Source organism: Streptomyces thermoviolaceus, assembly GCF_045209695.1.
Lineage (GTDB): Bacteria > Actinomycetota > Actinomycetes > Streptomycetales > Streptomycetaceae > Streptomyces > Streptomyces thermoviolaceus.
In genome coordinates, this window is the sequence record NZ_CP109280.1 from 1,733,280 (window position 1) to 1,749,382 (window position 16,103).

General features: G+C 71.6%; 11 protein-coding genes. 6 read left to right on the forward strand and 5 right to left on the reverse strand.

What is annotated here, in order from left to right; genetic code table 11:
• Positions 1–968: 968 nt before the first annotated feature.
• A complete protein-coding gene (locus OG899_RS07435; RefSeq protein WP_406310946.1) occupies positions 969–2,813 on the reverse strand; it encodes an MFS transporter in 1,845 nt (614 codons plus the stop codon).
• 127 nt (positions 2,814–2,940) lie between these two features.
• Between OG899_RS07435 and OG899_RS07440 the strand changes: the two genes are divergently transcribed.
• Positions 2,941–3,558, forward strand: a complete 618-nt coding sequence (locus OG899_RS07440; protein ID WP_168132293.1) for a TetR/AcrR family transcriptional regulator — start codon at positions 2,941–2,943, stop codon at positions 3,556–3,558.
• Between the two features lie 179 nt (positions 3,559–3,737).
• Here the strand turns inward: OG899_RS07440 and OG899_RS07445 are convergent, their stop codons facing one another.
• Entirely contained in the window at positions 3,738–5,150 is a 1,413-nt protein-coding gene (locus OG899_RS07445) for a cation:dicarboxylate symporter family transporter (RefSeq protein WP_125497096.1), read from the reverse strand.
• Between the two features lie 152 nt (positions 5,151–5,302).
• On the opposite strand from OG899_RS07445, the gene OG899_RS07450 reads away from it, so the two are divergent.
• Both OG899_RS07450 and OG899_RS07455 read left to right on the forward strand, forming a co-directional pair.
• Positions 5,303–6,973: a sensor histidine kinase gene (locus tag OG899_RS07450; RefSeq protein ID WP_168132292.1), complete on the forward strand. Its 1,671-nt coding sequence runs from the start codon at positions 5,303–5,305 to the stop codon at positions 6,971–6,973.
• Complete coding sequence (locus OG899_RS07455) at positions 6,970–7,674, forward strand: response regulator (protein WP_168132291.1); 705 nt, start codon at positions 6,970–6,972, stop codon at positions 7,672–7,674. The genes OG899_RS07450 and OG899_RS07455 overlap by 4 nt, the downstream gene beginning before the upstream one ends.
• A 240-nt stretch (positions 7,675–7,914) precedes the next feature.
• On the opposite strand, the gene OG899_RS07460 is transcribed toward OG899_RS07455, so the two are convergent.
• On the reverse strand, positions 7,915–8,940 hold the full coding sequence (locus OG899_RS07460) for an ATP-dependent 6-phosphofructokinase (RefSeq protein WP_125497093.1): 1,026 nt from the start codon (positions 8,938–8,940) through the stop codon (positions 7,915–7,917).
• 210 nt (positions 8,941–9,150) lie between these two features.
• Between OG899_RS07460 and pta the strand changes: the two genes are divergently transcribed.
• The 3 genes from pta (at position 9,151) to pyk (ending at position 14,005) form a co-directional block, all read left to right on the forward strand.
• Entirely contained in the window at positions 9,151–11,232 is a 2,082-nt protein-coding gene (pta, locus tag OG899_RS07465) for a phosphate acetyltransferase (protein WP_189428476.1), read from the forward strand.
• Positions 11,233–11,270: 38 nt separating this feature from the next.
• Entirely contained in the window at positions 11,271–12,479 is a 1,209-nt protein-coding gene (locus tag OG899_RS07470; RefSeq protein ID WP_125497091.1) for an acetate kinase, read from the forward strand.
• Between the two features lie 95 nt (positions 12,480–12,574).
• On the forward strand, positions 12,575–14,005 hold the full coding sequence (gene pyk, locus OG899_RS07475; RefSeq protein WP_168132289.1) for a pyruvate kinase: 1,431 nt from the start codon (positions 12,575–12,577) through the stop codon (positions 14,003–14,005).
• Between the two features lie 108 nt (positions 14,006–14,113).
• On the opposite strand, the gene OG899_RS07480 is transcribed toward pyk, so the two are convergent.
• Positions 14,114–15,526, reverse strand: a complete 1,413-nt coding sequence (locus OG899_RS07480; RefSeq protein WP_406310947.1) for a hypothetical protein — start codon at positions 15,524–15,526, stop codon at positions 14,114–14,116.
• On the reverse strand, positions 15,516–16,049 hold the full coding sequence (locus OG899_RS07485) for a DUF6114 domain-containing protein (RefSeq protein ID WP_125497088.1): 534 nt from the start codon (positions 16,047–16,049) through the stop codon (positions 15,516–15,518). Before OG899_RS07485 ends, OG899_RS07480 begins: the two co-directional genes overlap by 11 nt.
• Positions 16,050–16,103 lie beyond the last annotated feature (54 nt).

Here is a 16,103-nt window from a genome sequence, read left to right on the forward strand (position 1 = left end):
CATGCGGTGTTTGACAATTTCGCTCCCGCCCGGATATACTGTGCGCATAGAGGGTGTTTTTTGGGCTGACTTCTCAGAAGTCACGAATCACCGAATATACGCAAGCAAGTCCCCGGAGTGCAAAAGCTCGGGGATTTTTTGTTGTCCCGGTGAGCCTGTCCGCCCGGCCCGTTGGGCGGCCGCCCCTGCCCCACTGCCTCTCTGTCCTCACCGTGCGTCGAAGGGGCGGACACCGCCCGCGAGGCCGCTACCGCGCCGGCCGGAGCCGACACCGTCCCGCGCCCCCGCACAAGCCGGTCCCAAGGAAGAACAAGCACACCTGACAGACCAGCAGGCCGTCGGCAACGCCGGCGGCTCGACCAAGCACACCTCGAGGCCCGACCTCGTGTTCGAGGACGCGGTGAGGCCCGCGACCAACGCCCTCATCGCTCCGACCGGCCCGGCCAGCTCCGGTAAGACCTGCTCCCCGCTGGCGATGGCGACCGGCATGGGCACGAACACCGGCGTCATCGACACCGAGCGCGGCCGCGCGTCTCACTACGCCGGCATCTTCCCCTCCTCAAGCACCTGCGGATGCCCGGGCCGATCCAGCCGTCACGGCCGCCCCACCTGGCTGCCTGTGCAGCCGGTGGCGGGGATGGACCTGCCATGACGTCATGTGCCCGGGAGCCGAGCCGGCGGTGTCCCGACTCAGGTCTCACCCACACCGCGTGGGCCGACTTCGTGGCCTGCGCGGCACAGGACGGACGCGTCCGCCCCTGTCCTGCGCAGCACCGTGCGCAGGTCGCCGAGGAGGGCACGGGGTGCCCGGCCTCCCAGCGTGTGCCGCCGGTTGCAGTCGATCGCCGTCCCCGGGCGCCTCCAGCGAACTACGCACACACCTGCGCACCATCGTGCCGAGCCGGCCGGGTCCGGCCTCGGCACGATGGTGCGCCCGGGCAAGGGACGCGGAGTGAGGGAGAGGCGCGTCAGTTCGCCGCGTCGCGCGCGGGCTCCTTCGTCTCCGCGGCCTCCTCGCCCCCAGCCCCGTCCGCATCCGTCTTCTTCGTCTCCGCGGTCTCCTCCGACTTCTTCGACTTCTTCGTCTCCGTCACCTCGTCGGTCCGCTCGGACCGGGCGACCCGCTCGGTCTCACCGCCCACCGGCTTCACCTCGCCCTCCGGCTGGGCTCCCTCGGCCGACCGGGCCGCGTTCTTCCCCGCACCCAGCGGCAGCAGCAGCCCCACGGCCACGGTGCCGACGCCGAGGACGATGGCGCCGACCAGGCTGGTGTGGGCGACCGCATCCGCGAAGGAGGTGCCGACGGCGTCGGCCATCTGCCGGGCGCCCTGGGCGAGTTGGCCGGCCTGGGCCTTGAGCTGGGCGGCCTGCTGGAGGTCGGTGGCCTGGGCGGCCTGGGCGGCGAGCTCGCGGGCCTTGTCGCCGATGCCCTGGGCGACGGCGTATCCGGCGCCGACGGAGTCCTGGGCGGTGGCCAGGGCGCTGGCGGGGAGCTCGCTGCCGGAGACGGCGTCGGCGAGCCGGTCGGAGTACGTCGTGGAGAGCAGGGAGCCGAGGATGGCGATGCCGAGGGAGCCGCCGAGTTCCAGGGAGGTGTCGTTGACGGCACCGCCGACGCCCAGGTCGGACTCCGGGAAGGAGCCCATGATCGCGTCGGTGCAGGGGGACAGGGCGAGTCCGATGGCGAGGCCCAGGACGATCAGGGGGAGCACGAGGTCGCCGTAGGCGGAGGTGCCGTCGACCCGGGTGAGCAGGGCCAGTGCGGCGGTGCCGCCGGCCATGCCCGCGGTGACCGTCCACTTCATGCCGACGCGCGGGGTGAGGTAGCCGGTGAGGGCCGCGCCGACGAAGACGGCGCCGGCCAGCGGGAGCATGCGCACGCCGGTGTCCAGCGGGCCGTAGCCGAGGACGAACTGCAGGTGCTGGGTGAGGTAGTAGAAGGCGCCGAAGACGGCCAGGAAGAACAGGGCGACGGCCAGGTTGGCGCCGGCGAAGCGGCGGGCGGTGAAGCGGCGCACGTCCAGGATGGGGTGCGGGTGACGCAGCTCCCACAGGACGAAGGCGAGCAGGCCGGCGGCCGCGACGACGGCGGCGGTGACCGCCTTGGTGTCCCAGCCGAAGTGCGGTCCCTCGATGATCATGTAGACGAGGGAGCCGATCCACACGACGGACAGCAGGCCGCCGATGTAGTCGATGGGCTTGTCGTGGCCGGCCTTGGACGGCGGGACGAGGACGAAGGCGGCCAGCAGGGCGACCACGGCCACGGGCACGTTGATCAGGAAGGTCGACGCCCATCCGTGACTCTTGAGCAGGGCGCCGGCGACGACGGGGCCGGCCGCGATGGCGAGTCCGGCGGTGGCCGTCCACAGGGTGATCGCCTTGGCGCGTTCGGCGCGCGGGAAGGTGGCGGCGAGCAGGGACAGCGTGGCCGGCATGATCAGCGCGGCGCCGACGCCCATCACCGCGCGGGCCGCGATGACGGTGGTCGCGCTGTCCGCGAGGGAGCCGAAGACGGCGCCGCCGCCGAAGACGACCAGTCCGAGCACGAGGGCGCCACGGCGGCTGTAGGTGTCGCCGATCGCGCCGAGCAGAAGCATCAGGGCCGCGTAGGGGACCGTGTAGGCGTCGATGACCCACTGCAGGTCGGCGCTGGACAGGCCCAGGTCGCGGGTCATGTCGGGCGCGGCCACGGTGAGGGCGGTGTTCGCCATCACGATGATCAGCAGGCTGAGACAGAGCACGAGGAGCGCCCACCAGCGTCGGGCGTAGGGGCGGTCCATCTCCTCGGCGGGTTCGGTCAGGACCAGTCGCATGACTCGGGTCGCCTTCCTCGGAAGCGGGACGAACACCGCACAGTGATTTGCACAATGGCGTGCAACTGCACAACCATGTGCAATGTACGACGTTGCACAGTGCTGTGCAAATCCCTGGGAAGGCAGAATGGCAGCCATGACCACGGGCTCCACCAGTCGCGCCGACGCGAACCGGCGCCGCATCCTCGACGTCGCCCTCGCCGAGCTGCTGCGCGACCCCGACGTGTCCATGGACCAGATCGCACGGGCCGCGGGAGTGGTGCGGCGCACGGTGTACGGCCACTTCCCCAACCGCGAGACGCTGATCGGCACGCTCGTCGACGACGCGGTGCAGGCGCTCGCGGACGCGCACGCGGTGGGGCGTGCCGGTGTGCAGGACCCGGTGGAGGCGCTGGCGCGCTGTGTGCTGGCGGTCTGGCCCATCGCCGACCGTTACCGGCTGCTGGTGGCGCTCGCCCAGCGCACGGTCACCATGCAGGGCATCCGCGAGCGGCTCACGCCGGTGCGCAGCAGCAGCGTGGAGCTGCTGCAGCGGGGGCTGGACCAGGGCGGGTTCCGGTCCGCGCTGCCCGCGCCCGCACTCGCCTATGTGGTGGAGCAGATCCTGTTCGGGCTGATGGAGGCGGTGAACGACGGCCTGGTGCCGACCGATGAGGCGGCCCGCGCGGCCGCGACCACCGTCCTGACGAGCGCGGGGGTGCCGGCGTCCCGGGCCGCGACGCTGGTGGGCCGGATAGCCGAATAGCCGGATCGCCGGACAGGGGGCGACCGTCCCGCGACACGGCACGCCGGCGGCCGGCCCCTTGCGAGGGCCCGGTCGCCGGCGGCGGTGCGGTGCGGACGGCCGGACGCCCGGCCCCCCGGTCGGTGACGGGGGGCCGGGCGTCCGGCGTGCAGAAGGCGGCCGTCGCGGCCGGCCCGGGGTCAGGCGGTGGCCAGCTCCTTGTGGCCGTGGCCGTCCCCGCGCTGCCCGGGGAGGTCCTCGGAGCCGCCCTCGTGATCGTCGTCCAGCAGCATCCGCTCGTCGAACGGCAGCTCACCGGTGAGCACGCGCCGCACCCGGTCCTTGTCCACCTCGTGGGTCCAGGTGCCGATCAGCAGGGAGGCGACGGCGTTGCCCGCGAAGTTGGTCAGGGCGCGGGCCTCGCTCATGAAGCGGTCGATGCCCACGATCAGGCCGACGCCGTCGACGAGAGCGGGCTTGTGGGACTGCAGGGCACCGGCGAGCGTGGCGAGCCCGGCGCCGGTGACACCGGCCGCGCCCTTGGAGGCGATCATCATGAACAGCAGCAGGGTGATCTGCTGGCCGATGGACAGCGGCTGGTCCATGGCGTCGGCGATGAACAGCGAGGCCATGGTCAGGTAGATCATGGTGCCGTCGAGGTTGAAGGAGTAGCCGGTCGGCACCGTGATGCCGACGACCGGGCGGCTGATGCCCAGGTGCTCCATCTTGGCGATCAGGCGGGGCAGCGCCGACTCCGACGACGACGTCGACAGGATCAGCAGGAACTCGCGGCCCAGGTACTTCAGCAGGCGGAAGATGTTGACGCCGGCCACCAGGCGCGTCATCGCGCCGAGCACCACGATCACGAACAGCACACAGGTGACGTAGAAGCCGATCATGATGGTGGCCAGCGCCTTCAGGGCGTCCACACCGGTCTCGCCGACGACGGCGGCCATCGCGCCGAAGGCGCCGATCGGGGCGGCCCACATGATCATGGCGAGCACACGGAAGACCAGCCGCTGGATGTGCTCGATGCCGCGCAGCACGGGTTCGCCCTTGCGGCCCAGGGCCTGCAGCGCGAAGCCGACCAGCAGGGCGACCAGCAGCGTCTGCAGCACCTCGCCCTCGGTGAACGCCGAGACCAGCGTGGTCGGGATGATGCCCAGCAGGAAGTCGACCGGGCCCTCCGCGGCGGCGTCCGCCTGGGCGTGGCCGACGTCCCTGACCGCCTCGGTGAGGTGCATGCCGCTGCCGGGGTGGACGAGGTTGCCGATCACCAGGCCGATGGCCAGGGCGACGAACGACATGACGATGAAGTAGCCGAGGGCGAGCCCGCCCACCTTGCCGACCTTGGCGGCCTTGCGGACCGATCCGACGCCGAGCACGATCGTGCAGAAGATGATCGGCGAGATCATCATCTTGATCAGATTGACGAAGCCGGTGCCGAGCGGCTTGAGCTCCTTGGCGAAGTCCGGTGCGGCGAACCCCACGATCACGGCGAGGACCACCGCGGCGATCACGGCCAGGTACAGATAGTGGGTGCGGTCCCGCTTGGCTGCGGGGCCGGGACCTGCGGCGGGTGCGGCAGGTGCCGTATCGGCTGCACTGCTCACGAGCGGCCCTCCTTGACGACGTCGTCGGCATCACCGGCGTGCGGCTCACGTCCGGGGGTTTACGGGGACCTGGTGACTATCTCGCGCCCTGTGAGGGCGGTCACCCTTCCGTTCATTTAGTTCACGCCACGACGAAAAGGCAGACTGGCGGCATGCGCATACCCGCCCTTCCGAGACCTCGCAGCCTGGCGGGCCAGCTCTTCGCGATGCAGGCCGTGCTGCTCGCTCTCGTCGTGGCCGGATATGCACTGTTCACCTACGTCAGCAACCGCGGGCAGGCTCAGGAGGCGGCCCGCCGCCAGACCACCGCGGTGGCCCGCTCCGTCGCCGACTCCCCCTCGGTGCGGGCCGCGATCCACAGCGCCGATCCCACGGCCCGGCTGCAGCCGTACGCGCTGACGGTGCAGCGGGACACCCAGGTCGACTTCGTCACGATCATGAGTCCGGAGGGCATCCGCTGGACCCACCCGGACCCCGACCAGATCGGCAAGCGGTTCCTCGGCACCACCGGCCCCGCGCTGAAGGGCCGGTCCTTCACCGAGACCTACACCGGCACCCTCGGGCCCTCGGTGCGCGCGGTCACGCCCGTGCAGGACACCGACGGCCGGGTGATCGGCCTGGTCAGCGCGGGCATCACGGTGGAGGTCATCAGCGAGCGGGTCAGGGAGCAGGTCACCGCGCTGTTCGTGGCGGCGGGCGGCATCCTGGTGGTCGGCGCGCTGGGCACCTATGTGATCAACGCCCGGCTGCGCCGGCACACCCACGGCATGGGCGCCGACGAGCTGAGCCGCATGTACGACTACCACGAGGCCGCGCTGCACGCGGTGCGCGAGGGTCTGCTGATGCTGGACGCGCAGCACCGGGTGGCGCTGATCAACGACGGCGGGCGGGAGCTGCTCGGGCTGGGCGGCCCCGGGTCCGCACCGGACGTGGTGGGCCGGTCGGTGGCCGAGCTGGGGCTGCCGGCGCCGCTGACGGGGGCGCTGCTGGCCTCCGAGCCGCGGGTGGACGAGGTGCATCTGACCGCCTCGCGGGTGCTGGTGGTGAACACCTCACCGGTCTCGGGCGGGGAGCGCCGCGGCACGGTGGTGACGCTGCGGGACGTCACCGAGCTGCAGGCGCTGATAAGCGAGCTGGACTCCGAGCGCGGCTTCACCCAGGCGCTGCGCTCCCAGGCGCACGAGGCGGCGAACCGGCTGCACACGGTGGTGTCGCTGATCGAGCTGGGGCGGTCGCGGGAGGCCGTGGAGTTCGCCACAGCCGAGCTGGAGCTGGCGCAGGCGCTGACCGACCAGGTGGTCGCGGCGGTGAGCGAGCCCGTGCTGGCGGCGCTGCTGCTCGGCAAGACCGCGCAGGCCAACGAACGGGGCGTCGAACTGGTGATCGGCGAGGACAGCGGTCTGGACGACGGGCTGCTCCCCCGCAGCCTGCCGTCCCGGGACCTGGTGACCATCCTCGGCAACCTGGTGGACAACGCGGTCGACGCGGCCCAGGGCTGCGTGCCGGCCCGGGTGGAGGTGACGGTGCGCACGACGGACGACGAGCTGCTGCTGCGGGTGGCGGACACCGGCCCGGGCGTGGACCCCGCCCATGCGGACCTGGTGTTCCAGCGGGGCTTCACGACCAAGCCGACGGGACCGGGCGGCCGCGGGCTGGGCCTGGCCCTGGCACGGCAGGCGGTGCACCGGCACGGCGGGACGCTGACGGTGCGGGAGGCCGAGGGGCGCGGCGCGGTCTTCGAGGCACGGCTGCCGCTGGGGGACGGACCCCGGCGGCGCGCGGACGACGACGCACCGTCCCTGGCGGCCGGAGGCGAGGCATGACGGCGGAGCCGGAGCCCATCCGTGTGCTGGTCGTCGAGGACGACCCGGTCGCCGCGGACGCGCATGTGATGTACGTGGAACGGGTGCCGGGCTTCGTCGCGGTCGGCAAGGCCCGCACCGGCGCCGAGGCCCGGCGGGCGCTGGAGCGCACCCCGGTGGACCTGCTCCTGCTCGACCTGCACCTGCCGGACGTGCACGGACTGCAGCTGGCCCGCACCCTGCGGGCGGCCGGTCACCTCGCCGACGTGATCGCGGTGACCTCGGCGCGGGATCTGGCGGTGGTGCGGGAGGGCGTGTCGCTGGGGGTGGTGCAGTACGTGCTGAAGCCGTTCACGTTCGCCACCCTGCGGGACCGTCTGCTGCGCTACGCCCAGTTCCACGCGGCGGTCGGCGAGGCCGGCGGACAGGAGGACGTGGACCGGGCGCTGGCGGTGCTGCGGGCCCCGAGCCCGCCCGCGCTGCCCAAGGGGCTGAGCGCGCCCACACTCGAGCGCGTGACGGGGGCGCTGCGCACGGCCGCGGACGCCCTGACCTCGGCCCAGCTCGCGGAGGCGGTGGGCATCTCCCGGATCACCGCCCGCCGCTATCTGGAGCACCTGGTGCAGACCGGGCGCGCGGCCCGCCGCCCGCTGTACGGGCAGGTGGGGCGGCCGGAGCTGGTCTACCGGTGGGTGACGGGCACCGGCGGCGGAGCCTGCTGAGCGTCGGCGCGGTCGCCGCACGCACGCCCGGTGCGCCGCGCACGGCAGCCCTTCCCACGGGTGCACGGCGCACACGGAGGCCGTTCACCGGCGCACCGCCGCACACGGCAGTCGTTCACCGCGCACGGCAGCTGTTCACCGCCGCACGGCAGCTCTTCACCGCCGCACGGACGCACGCGGCCTGCGGTGCGCGGCGTGCGCTGCCGGGGGCTCGGCCGAGGGAGCCGACGCCGGAACCGGTCAGAACACCGACTCGGCCTCGTCCATGCGGTCCTTGGGCACGGTCTTCAGCTCGGTGACCGCCTCGGCCAGCGGCACCATCACGATGTCGGTGCCGCGCAGCGCGGTCATGTGGCCGAACTCGCCGCGGTGCGCCGCCTCCACCGCGTGCCAGCCGAAGCGGGTGGCCAGGATGCGGTCGTAGGCCGTGGGGACGCCGCCGCGCTGCACATGGCCGAGGATGACCGGCTTGGCCTCCTTGCCCAGCCGCTTCTCCAGCTCGTGGGCGAGGGCGGTGCCGATGCCACGGAAGCGCTCGTGGCCGAACTGGTCGATCTCGCCCTTGCCGTAGTCCATGGTGCCCTCGGCGGGGTGGGCGCCCTCGGCCACGCAGATCACCGCGAACTTCTTGCCGCGGGCGAAGCGCTCCTCGACCATCTTGACCAGGTCGGCCGGGTCGAAGGGGCGCTCGGGCAGGCAGATGCCGTGGGCGCCGGCGGCCATGCCGGACTCCAGGGCGATCCAGCCCGCGTGCCGGCCCATGACCTCGACCACCATGACGCGCTGGTGCGACTCGGCGGTGGTCTTCAGCCGGTCCATGGCCTCCGTGGCGACGCCGACCGCGGTGTCGAAACCGAAGGTGCGGTCGGTGGAGGAGATGTCGTTGTCGATGGTCTTCGGCACACCGACCACGGGAAGGCCCGCGTCGGAGAGCATGCGCGCCGCGGTCAGCGTGCCCTCGCCGCCGATCGGGATGAGCGCGTCGATGCCGAAGCGGTGGATCATGTCGGAGGCGTTCTCGCACGCCTCCCTGAGCCGGTCGCGCTCCAGCCGGGAGGAGCCGAGGATGGTGCCGCCCCGGGCGAGGATGCCGCTGACCGCGTTGAGGTCCAGCTCGCGGTAGCGGCCGTCGAGCAGGCCCGCGTAGCCGTCCTCGAAACCGATGACCTCGTCACCGTAGGCCGTGACCGCTCGGTGCACGACCGACCGGATCACCGCGTTCAGCCCCGGACAGTCGCCGCCTGCCGTGAGAACTCCGATACGCATCGTGCTGTCGTCTCCTGCTCACTGTCGATACCGGTGATCCTGTCCGATTGTTTCACGTCCCGGCACCGGCGACGTCTTGACGGGCGCCCTATCCAGACACGGAGGTATTGTCAAGAGGGTCCGCTCATCCCGGCGGGTGTTTTTTTGCCCGGACGAGCGACAGATCACCGCAATGTGGACGAATGTTCCCTGACGAAACGGAGAGCCCGCGTGACCCGCAGCGTGTACGTGACCGGCATCGACCGCGGCGACGGCCGCCAGGTCGTGGAGCTGGGAGTCATGGAGCTGCTGACCCGGCAGGTGGACCGGGTGGGCGTCTTCCGGCCGCTCGTCCACGACGGTCCCGACCGGCTCTTCGAGCTGCTGCGCGCCCGCTACCGGCTGGGTCAGGACCCGGCGACCGTCTACGGCCTGGGCTACCAGGAGGCGTCCGCGCTCCAGGCGGAGAAGGGCACGGACGAGCTGGTGTCCGTGCTCGTGGACCGCTTCCACCGGGTGGCCCGCGACTACGACGTGGTCCTCGTGCTGGGCACCGACTTCGCCGACACCCAGCTGCCGGACGAGCTGGCGCTCAACGCCCGCCTCGCCAACGAGTTCGGCGCCTCCGTGATCCCGGTGGTCGGCGGCCGCCGGCAGTCCGCCCGGTCCGTCCTCGCCGAGACCCGCAACGCCTACCGCGCCTACGACTCGCTCGGCTGCGACGTGCTGGCCGTGATCACCAACCGGGTGGCGCGTGAGGCGCGCGACGAGATCGCCGCGCAGCTCCAGGACCGGCTGCCGGTGCCCTGCTGGGTCCTGCCCGACGAGCCCGCCCTGTCCGCGCCGACGGTCGCGCAGATCACCCAGGCCCTGGGCGGCCGGGTGCTGCTGGGCGACGACGCGGGACTGGCCCGCGACGTCCTGGACTTCGTCTTCGGCGGCGCCATGCTGCCCAATCTGCTCAAGGCCCTCACCCCGGGCTGCCTGGTCGTCACCCCCGGCGACCGCGCCGACCTGGTCGTCGGCTCGCTGGCCGCGCACAGCGCCGGCACCCCGCCGATCGCCGGTGTGCTGCTGACGCTGAACGAGCAGCCCGGCGAGGAGATCCTGACCCTGGCCGCGCGGCTCGCCCCCGGCACCCCGGTGATATCCGTCACCGGCAGCAGCTTCCCGACGGCCGCGCAGCTGTTCTCCCTGGAGGGCAAGCTGAATGCGGCCACCCCGCGCAAGGCGGAGACCGCGCTCGGCCTGTTCGAGCGGTACGTCGACACCACCGGTCTGAGCAAGCGCGTCTCGGCGCCCAGCAGCGGCCGGGTCACGCCGATGATGTTCGAGCACAAGCTGCTGGAGCAGGCCCGCGCCGACAAGCGGCGGGTGGTGCTGCCCGAGGGCACCGAGGAGCGGGTGCTGCGCGCGGCGGAGGTGCTGCTGCGGCGCGGCGTGTGCGACCTGACGCTGCTCGGCCCCGAGGACGCCGTCCGCAAGAAGGCCGCCGACCTCGGCGTCGACCTCGGCGACACCCTGCTGATCGACCCGGCCACCTCCGAGCTGCGGGACTCCTTCGCCGAGAAGTACGCCCAGCTGCGCGCCCACAAGGGCGTGACCGTGGAGCTGGCCTACGACGTGGTGTCCGACGTGAACTACTTCGGCACGCTGATGGTCCAGGAGGGGCTGGCCGACGGCATGGTGTCGGGCTCGGTGCACTCCACGGCGGCCACCATCCGCCCGGCCTTCGAGATCATCAAGACCAAGCCGGAGGCGTCGATCGTCTCCTCGGTGTTCTTCATGTGCCTGGCCGACAAGGTGCTCGTCTACGGCGACTGCGCGGTCAACCCCGACCCGAACGCCGAGCAGCTGGCCGACATCGCGATCCAGTCCGCCACCACCGCCGCGCAGTTCGGCGTCGAGCCGCGCATCGCGATGCTGTCGTACTCCACCGGCACCTCCGGCTCCGGCGCGGACGTGGACAAGGTCCGCGAGGCCACCGAGCTGGTGCGGTCGCGCCGGCCGGACCTGCTGATCGAGGGCCCGATCCAGTACGACGCGGCGGTGGAGCCGACGGTGGCCGCGACCAAGCTGCCCGGCTCCCCGGTCGCCGGACAGGCCACCGTGCTGGTCTTCCCCGACCTGAACACCGGCAACAACACCTACAAGGCCGTGCAGCGCTCGGCCGGCGCGATCGCGGTGGGCCCGGTGCTGCAGGGCCTGCGCAAGCCGGTGAACGACCTGTCGCGCGGCGCCCTGGTCCAGGACATCGTCAACACCGTGGCCATCACCGCGATCCAGGCCCAGGCCGAGTCCGCCGCCCGGTGACACCCCGCACACCCCCCGAGAAGGAAGCTTTCTCCACCGTGACCGCCACCCGTGTCCTCGTCCTCAACTCCGGCTCCTCGTCGGTGAAGTACCAGCTGCTCGACATGCGCGACGCGAGCCGCCTGGCCGTCGGCCTGGTGGAGCGGATCGGCGAGCAGACCTCCCGCCTGAAGCACACCTGCGTCGCCTCCGGCGAGACCCGGGAGCGCACCGGTCCCATCGCCGACCACGACGCCGCCCTGAAGACGGTGGCCGAGGAACTGACCAAGGACGGGCTGGGCCTGGACTCCGGTGAGCTGGCCGCGATCGGCCACCGGGTGGTGCACGGCGGCATGTTCTTCACCGAGCCGACCGTCGTCGACGACACCGTGCTCACCGAGATCGAGCGACTGATCCCGGTGGCGCCGCTGCACAACCCGGCCAACCTCACCGGCATCCGCACCGCCATGGCGCTGCGCCCGGACCTGCCGCAGGTCGCGGTGTTCGACACCGCGTTCCACACCACGATGCCGGAGTCCGCGGCCCGCTACGCCATCGACACCAAGATCGCCGACCGGTACCGGGTGCGCCGCTACGGCTTCCACGGCACCTCGCACGCCTACGTCTCCCGCGAGACCGCCCGGCTGCTGGGCAAGGCGCCCGAGGACGTCAACGTGATCGTGCTGCACCTGGGCAACGGCGCGTCGGCCTCGGCGGTGCGCGGCGGGAAGTGCGTGGACACCTCCATGGGGCTCACCCCGCTGGAGGGCCTGGTGATGGGCACGCGCTCCGGTGATCTGGACCCGGCCGTGATCTTCCATCTGCAGCGGGTCGGCGGAATGTCGCTGGACGAGATCGACACCCTGCTGAACAAGAACAGCGGTCTGTTCGGTCTGTGCGGGGACAACGACATGCGTGAGATCCGCCGCCGGATGGACGAGGGCGACGCGCAGGCGCAGCTCGCGTTCGACATCTACATCCACCGGCTGAAGAAGTACATCGGCGCCTATTGCGCGGTACTCGGCAGCGTGGACGCGGTCGCCTTCACCGCCGGTGTGGGCGAGAACGCCGCCTTCGTGCGCGCGGCGGCGGTGGCGGGCCTGGAGGGGCTCGGCCTGGCCGTCGACGAGGCCCGCAACGCCGAGCACGGCGACCGGGCGCGGCTGATCTCGCCCGAGGGCGCCCGGGTGGCCGTGGCCGTGGTTCCGACGGACGAGGAAATGGAGATCGCCACGCAGACCTACGCACTGGTCGGAAAGGCCGCCTGAAATTCGACGGGCACTCGCCTGAGCACGGATGCGCCCATTTGTATTTTCCGCCAGGCGGAATATTCCGTAGCGAAACAAACCGATAGGATCGCCCCATGCGCCGTTCGAAAATCGTCTGTACTCTCGGCCCCGCGGTCGACTCCCACGAGATGCTCGTGTCCCTGATCGAAGCCGGCATGAACGTGGCCCGCTTCAACTTCAGCCACGGCAGCCACGCGGAGCACCAGGCCCGGTACGACCGGGTCCGGGCAGCGGCCAAGGAGACCGGCCGGGCCATCGCCGTCCTCGCCGACCTGCAGGGTCCGAAGATCCGTCTGGCGACCTTCGCCGAGGGTCCGGTGGAGCTGGAGCGTGGTGACGAGTTCACCATCACCACCGAGGACGTGCCGGGCGACAAGCACATCTGCGGCACGACGTACAAGGGCCTGCCGGGCGACGTCTCGCGCGGCGACCAGATCCTCATCAACGACGGCAACGTCGAGCTGAAGGTCCTGGACGTCGAGGGCCCGCGGGTGCGGACGATCGTCATCGAGGGCGGCGTGGTCTCCGACCACAAGGGCATCAACCTGCCCGGCGCGGCGGTGAACGTGCCCGCGCTGTCCGAGAAGGACGTGGAGGACCTGCGCTTCGCCCTGCGCATGGGCTGCGACCTGGTCGCCCTGTCCTTCGTCCGGGACGCGAAGGACGTCGCCGACGTCCACCGCGTCATGGACGAGGAGGGCCGCCGCGTCCCGGTCATCGCCAAGGTGGAGAAGCCGCAGGCGGTGGAGAACATGCAGGACGTCGTGATGGCGTTCGACGGCGTGATGGTGGCCCGCGGCGACCTGGCGGTGGAGTACCCGCTGGAGAAGGTCCCGATGGTGCAGAAGCGCCTGATCGAGATGTGCCGGCGCAACGCCAAGCCGGTGATCGTCGCGACCCAGATGATGGAGTCCATGATCACCAACTCCCGCCCGACCCGCGCCGAGGCCTCCGACGTGGCCAACGCGATCCTGGACGGCGCGGACGCGGTGATGCTCTCGGCCGAGTCCAGCGTGGGCGCCTACCCCGTCGAGACCGTCAAGACGATGTCGAAGATCGTCCAGGCGGCCGAGGAGGAGCTGCTGTCCAAGGGCCTGCAGCCGCTGGTGCAGGGCAAGAAGCCGCGCACTCAGGGCGGTTCGGTGGCCCGTGCCGCCGCCGAGATCGCCGACTTCCTCGGCGGCAAGGGACTGGTCGCCTTCACCCAGTCCGGTGACACCGCCCGTCGGCTGTCCCGCTATCGCGCGGCCCAGCCGATCCTGGCGTTCACCACGGACGAGTCCACCCGCAACCAGCTGGCGCTCAGCTGGGGCGTGGAGCCGCACATCGTGCCGTTCGTCTCCGGCACCGACGAGATGGTCGAGCTGGTCGACCAGGAGCTGATCAAGCTGAAGCGGTTCAACGAGGGTGACATCGTGGTCATCACCGCCGGCTCCCCGCCCGGGGTCCCCGGCACCACCAACATGGTCCGCGTCCACCACCTGGGCGGCAGCGAGCGCCACTGACGCGCCGCGCCCGGACACGGACCGAGGGCGCCCCTGCCGTGCGGCGGGGGCGCCCTCGTCGTCGTGGGACGTTCGGGTGCACGGCCCTGCGGCCGGCCGTCCGTGCGCTCAGTCGGCCCCGTCCGTCGTGTACAGGTGCATGCCGGGGACGTGCAGGTTGCCGCCGAACTGGGCCGCCTGGACCACGTGCACCTTGGTGAAGTAGATCAGAGGGATGTTCAGCGGAGGCGGGTTGTCCGGGTCGAAGGTGACCGGGATCAGCCCGAGCAGGTTGCCGGAGATGGACTCGGTGTACATCACCGTCTCCCCGCCGCGGATGGTGGACGTCGAGCCCTTGGCGGCCTGCACGTGGTAGGTCTTGCCGGCCTGCTTGTCCTTCACCGTCTGGTGCAGGTCGCCGATGTCGGTGCCGTCGGAGATGACGTACTTCAGCACCTTCTTCACCGTGCCGTCGGCGGTCCGCACCTGGACGATGCCCTTGTAGTCGGCGCCCTTGAGCAGCAGGTGGCTGGCGTCCAGGTACCAGGGGTCGTCGGCCAGCGGGACCGTGTTGTCCACGCCGCCCTCGGCGTCGGTGGCCTTGAGGCAGTTCTCCGGGTCGACGGCGGACTCGTCGGACGCGGACGCGGAGGGCGTGGGGGAGGGCGAGGCGGTGGCGCCGTCCTTCGCCGCGTCCTCGAGCGCGCCGGTGACGTCCTTCACCGCATCGGACGCCGCGTCGCTGGTGCCCTTCCCCGTGTCCCCGGCGGCGTCGGTGACCTTGCCGGTGAGGTCCTTCACCGCCCCGTTCACGCCCTCGGTCCCGCTTCCGCTCGCGCTCGCCGAGGGGGTGGCCGAGACGGACGGCGTGGGCTGCGCGTCCTCGTCGCCCTTGTCCTTGCCCAGCAGACGTCCGAGCGCCTCACCGAGACCGCCCAGCAGACCGCCGTGGCTGACGGAGGCCGAGGGGGACGGCGTGGCGGAGGGCGATGCGGCCTCGTCGTCGGAACCTGAATCCGGCGAAGAGGGCGTGCCCGCGGAGTCCTCGTCCGCGCCGGCCTTCTCCGACGCCCCGGACTGCGCGGACCGCAGCGGCGACGCGGAGGCCGACGCCGACGGGGCCGGCTCGGCGGAGGCGTCCTCGTCCGCGCCGTCTGCGTCCTTCTTCTCGTCCCCGGCGGCGCCGTCGCTCGCGGCGGCCGACGGCGTGGGCGAGGCGGAGGAGGCGTCGTCCTGCTCCTTCTCCTTGTCCTCGCTCTTCGCCTCGTCCTTCGTCAGCGCCGCCACACAGTCCTGGTACTCGTCCGCGGTCAGGCTCTTGGCGGTCGGCGCCGGGGTGGTGCTGCTGTCCGCCAGCGCCAGCGAGGACGTGAAGCCCAGTCCCACGATCACCGCCGTCGGCATCGCGGCCATGGCCATCGCCTTGCCGGCCGGCATGTGGAACCGGGTGAACAGCGGCCTCTTGGGTGCCGCGTGACGTGCTCCGGATCTGGTACGCGGCCGGTCCGCTTCCGGCCCGTTGGTCACCTCGTCAGCCGGCACTGTGCCTCCCGTTCGCCCGCTTGTCCGGGCTCGTTCCTGACAGGTCGTTGGGCTCGTCCGTCCCGTCCGTCACCGGACCGGGGGCGGTCCGGGGAGCGCCGCCCTGCCCCGGGCCGGTCTCCTCGGGCGGCACGCCCGGCGCCCACGACACCGCCAGCGCACCACCGATGAGCGCGAGCAGGAAGCCGATGACGAAGCCGCCGAAGTTCGACACGGGTATGGACACCAGCGCCAGCAGGATCGACGCGACGCCCGCGAAGACCCGGATGTGCTTCTGGAACCACAGGCTGATGCCCAGGACGATGAGCAGCACGCCGATGATCAGGGAACCGGCTCCCGCGGTGGTGGACATCGCCAGGGTGAGGTGACCGACCTGGAGATGGGCGTACGGGAAGTAGATGATCGGAAAGCCGCCGAGCAGGACGAACAGACCGGCCCAGAACGGTCGGCTGCCCCGCCAGGCGCGGAACTGCAGCCTCCGGCGAGTGAACCGGCCGGGTACGGCGGAAGTCTCGGCGCTCATGGAAAAAACAGCTCCCTGTGCGGCTCGCTGTGAAGGGTGGTACGTGGGGTGTGA

Coding starts and splice junctions, on each gene's coding strand:
- OG899_RS07435 (WP_406310946.1), bottom strand. CDS start 2,813: ATGCGACTGGTCCTGACCGAACCCGCCGAGGAGATGGACCGCCCCTAC.
- OG899_RS07440 (WP_168132293.1), top strand. CDS start 2,941: ATGGCAGCCATGACCACGGGCTCCACCAGTCGCGCCGACGCGAACCGG.
- OG899_RS07450 (WP_168132292.1), top strand. CDS start 5,303: ATGCGCATACCCGCCCTTCCGAGACCTCGCAGCCTGGCGGGCCAGCTC.
- OG899_RS07455 (WP_168132291.1), top strand. CDS start 6,970: ATGACGGCGGAGCCGGAGCCCATCCGTGTGCTGGTCGTCGAGGACGAC.
- OG899_RS07460 (WP_125497093.1), bottom strand. CDS start 8,940: ATGCGTATCGGAGTTCTCACGGCAGGCGGCGACTGTCCGGGGCTGAAC.
- pyk (WP_168132289.1), top strand. CDS start 12,575: ATGCGCCGTTCGAAAATCGTCTGTACTCTCGGCCCCGCGGTCGACTCC.
- OG899_RS07485 (WP_125497088.1), bottom strand. CDS start 16,049: ATGAGCGCCGAGACTTCCGCCGTACCCGGCCGGTTCACTCGCCGGAGG.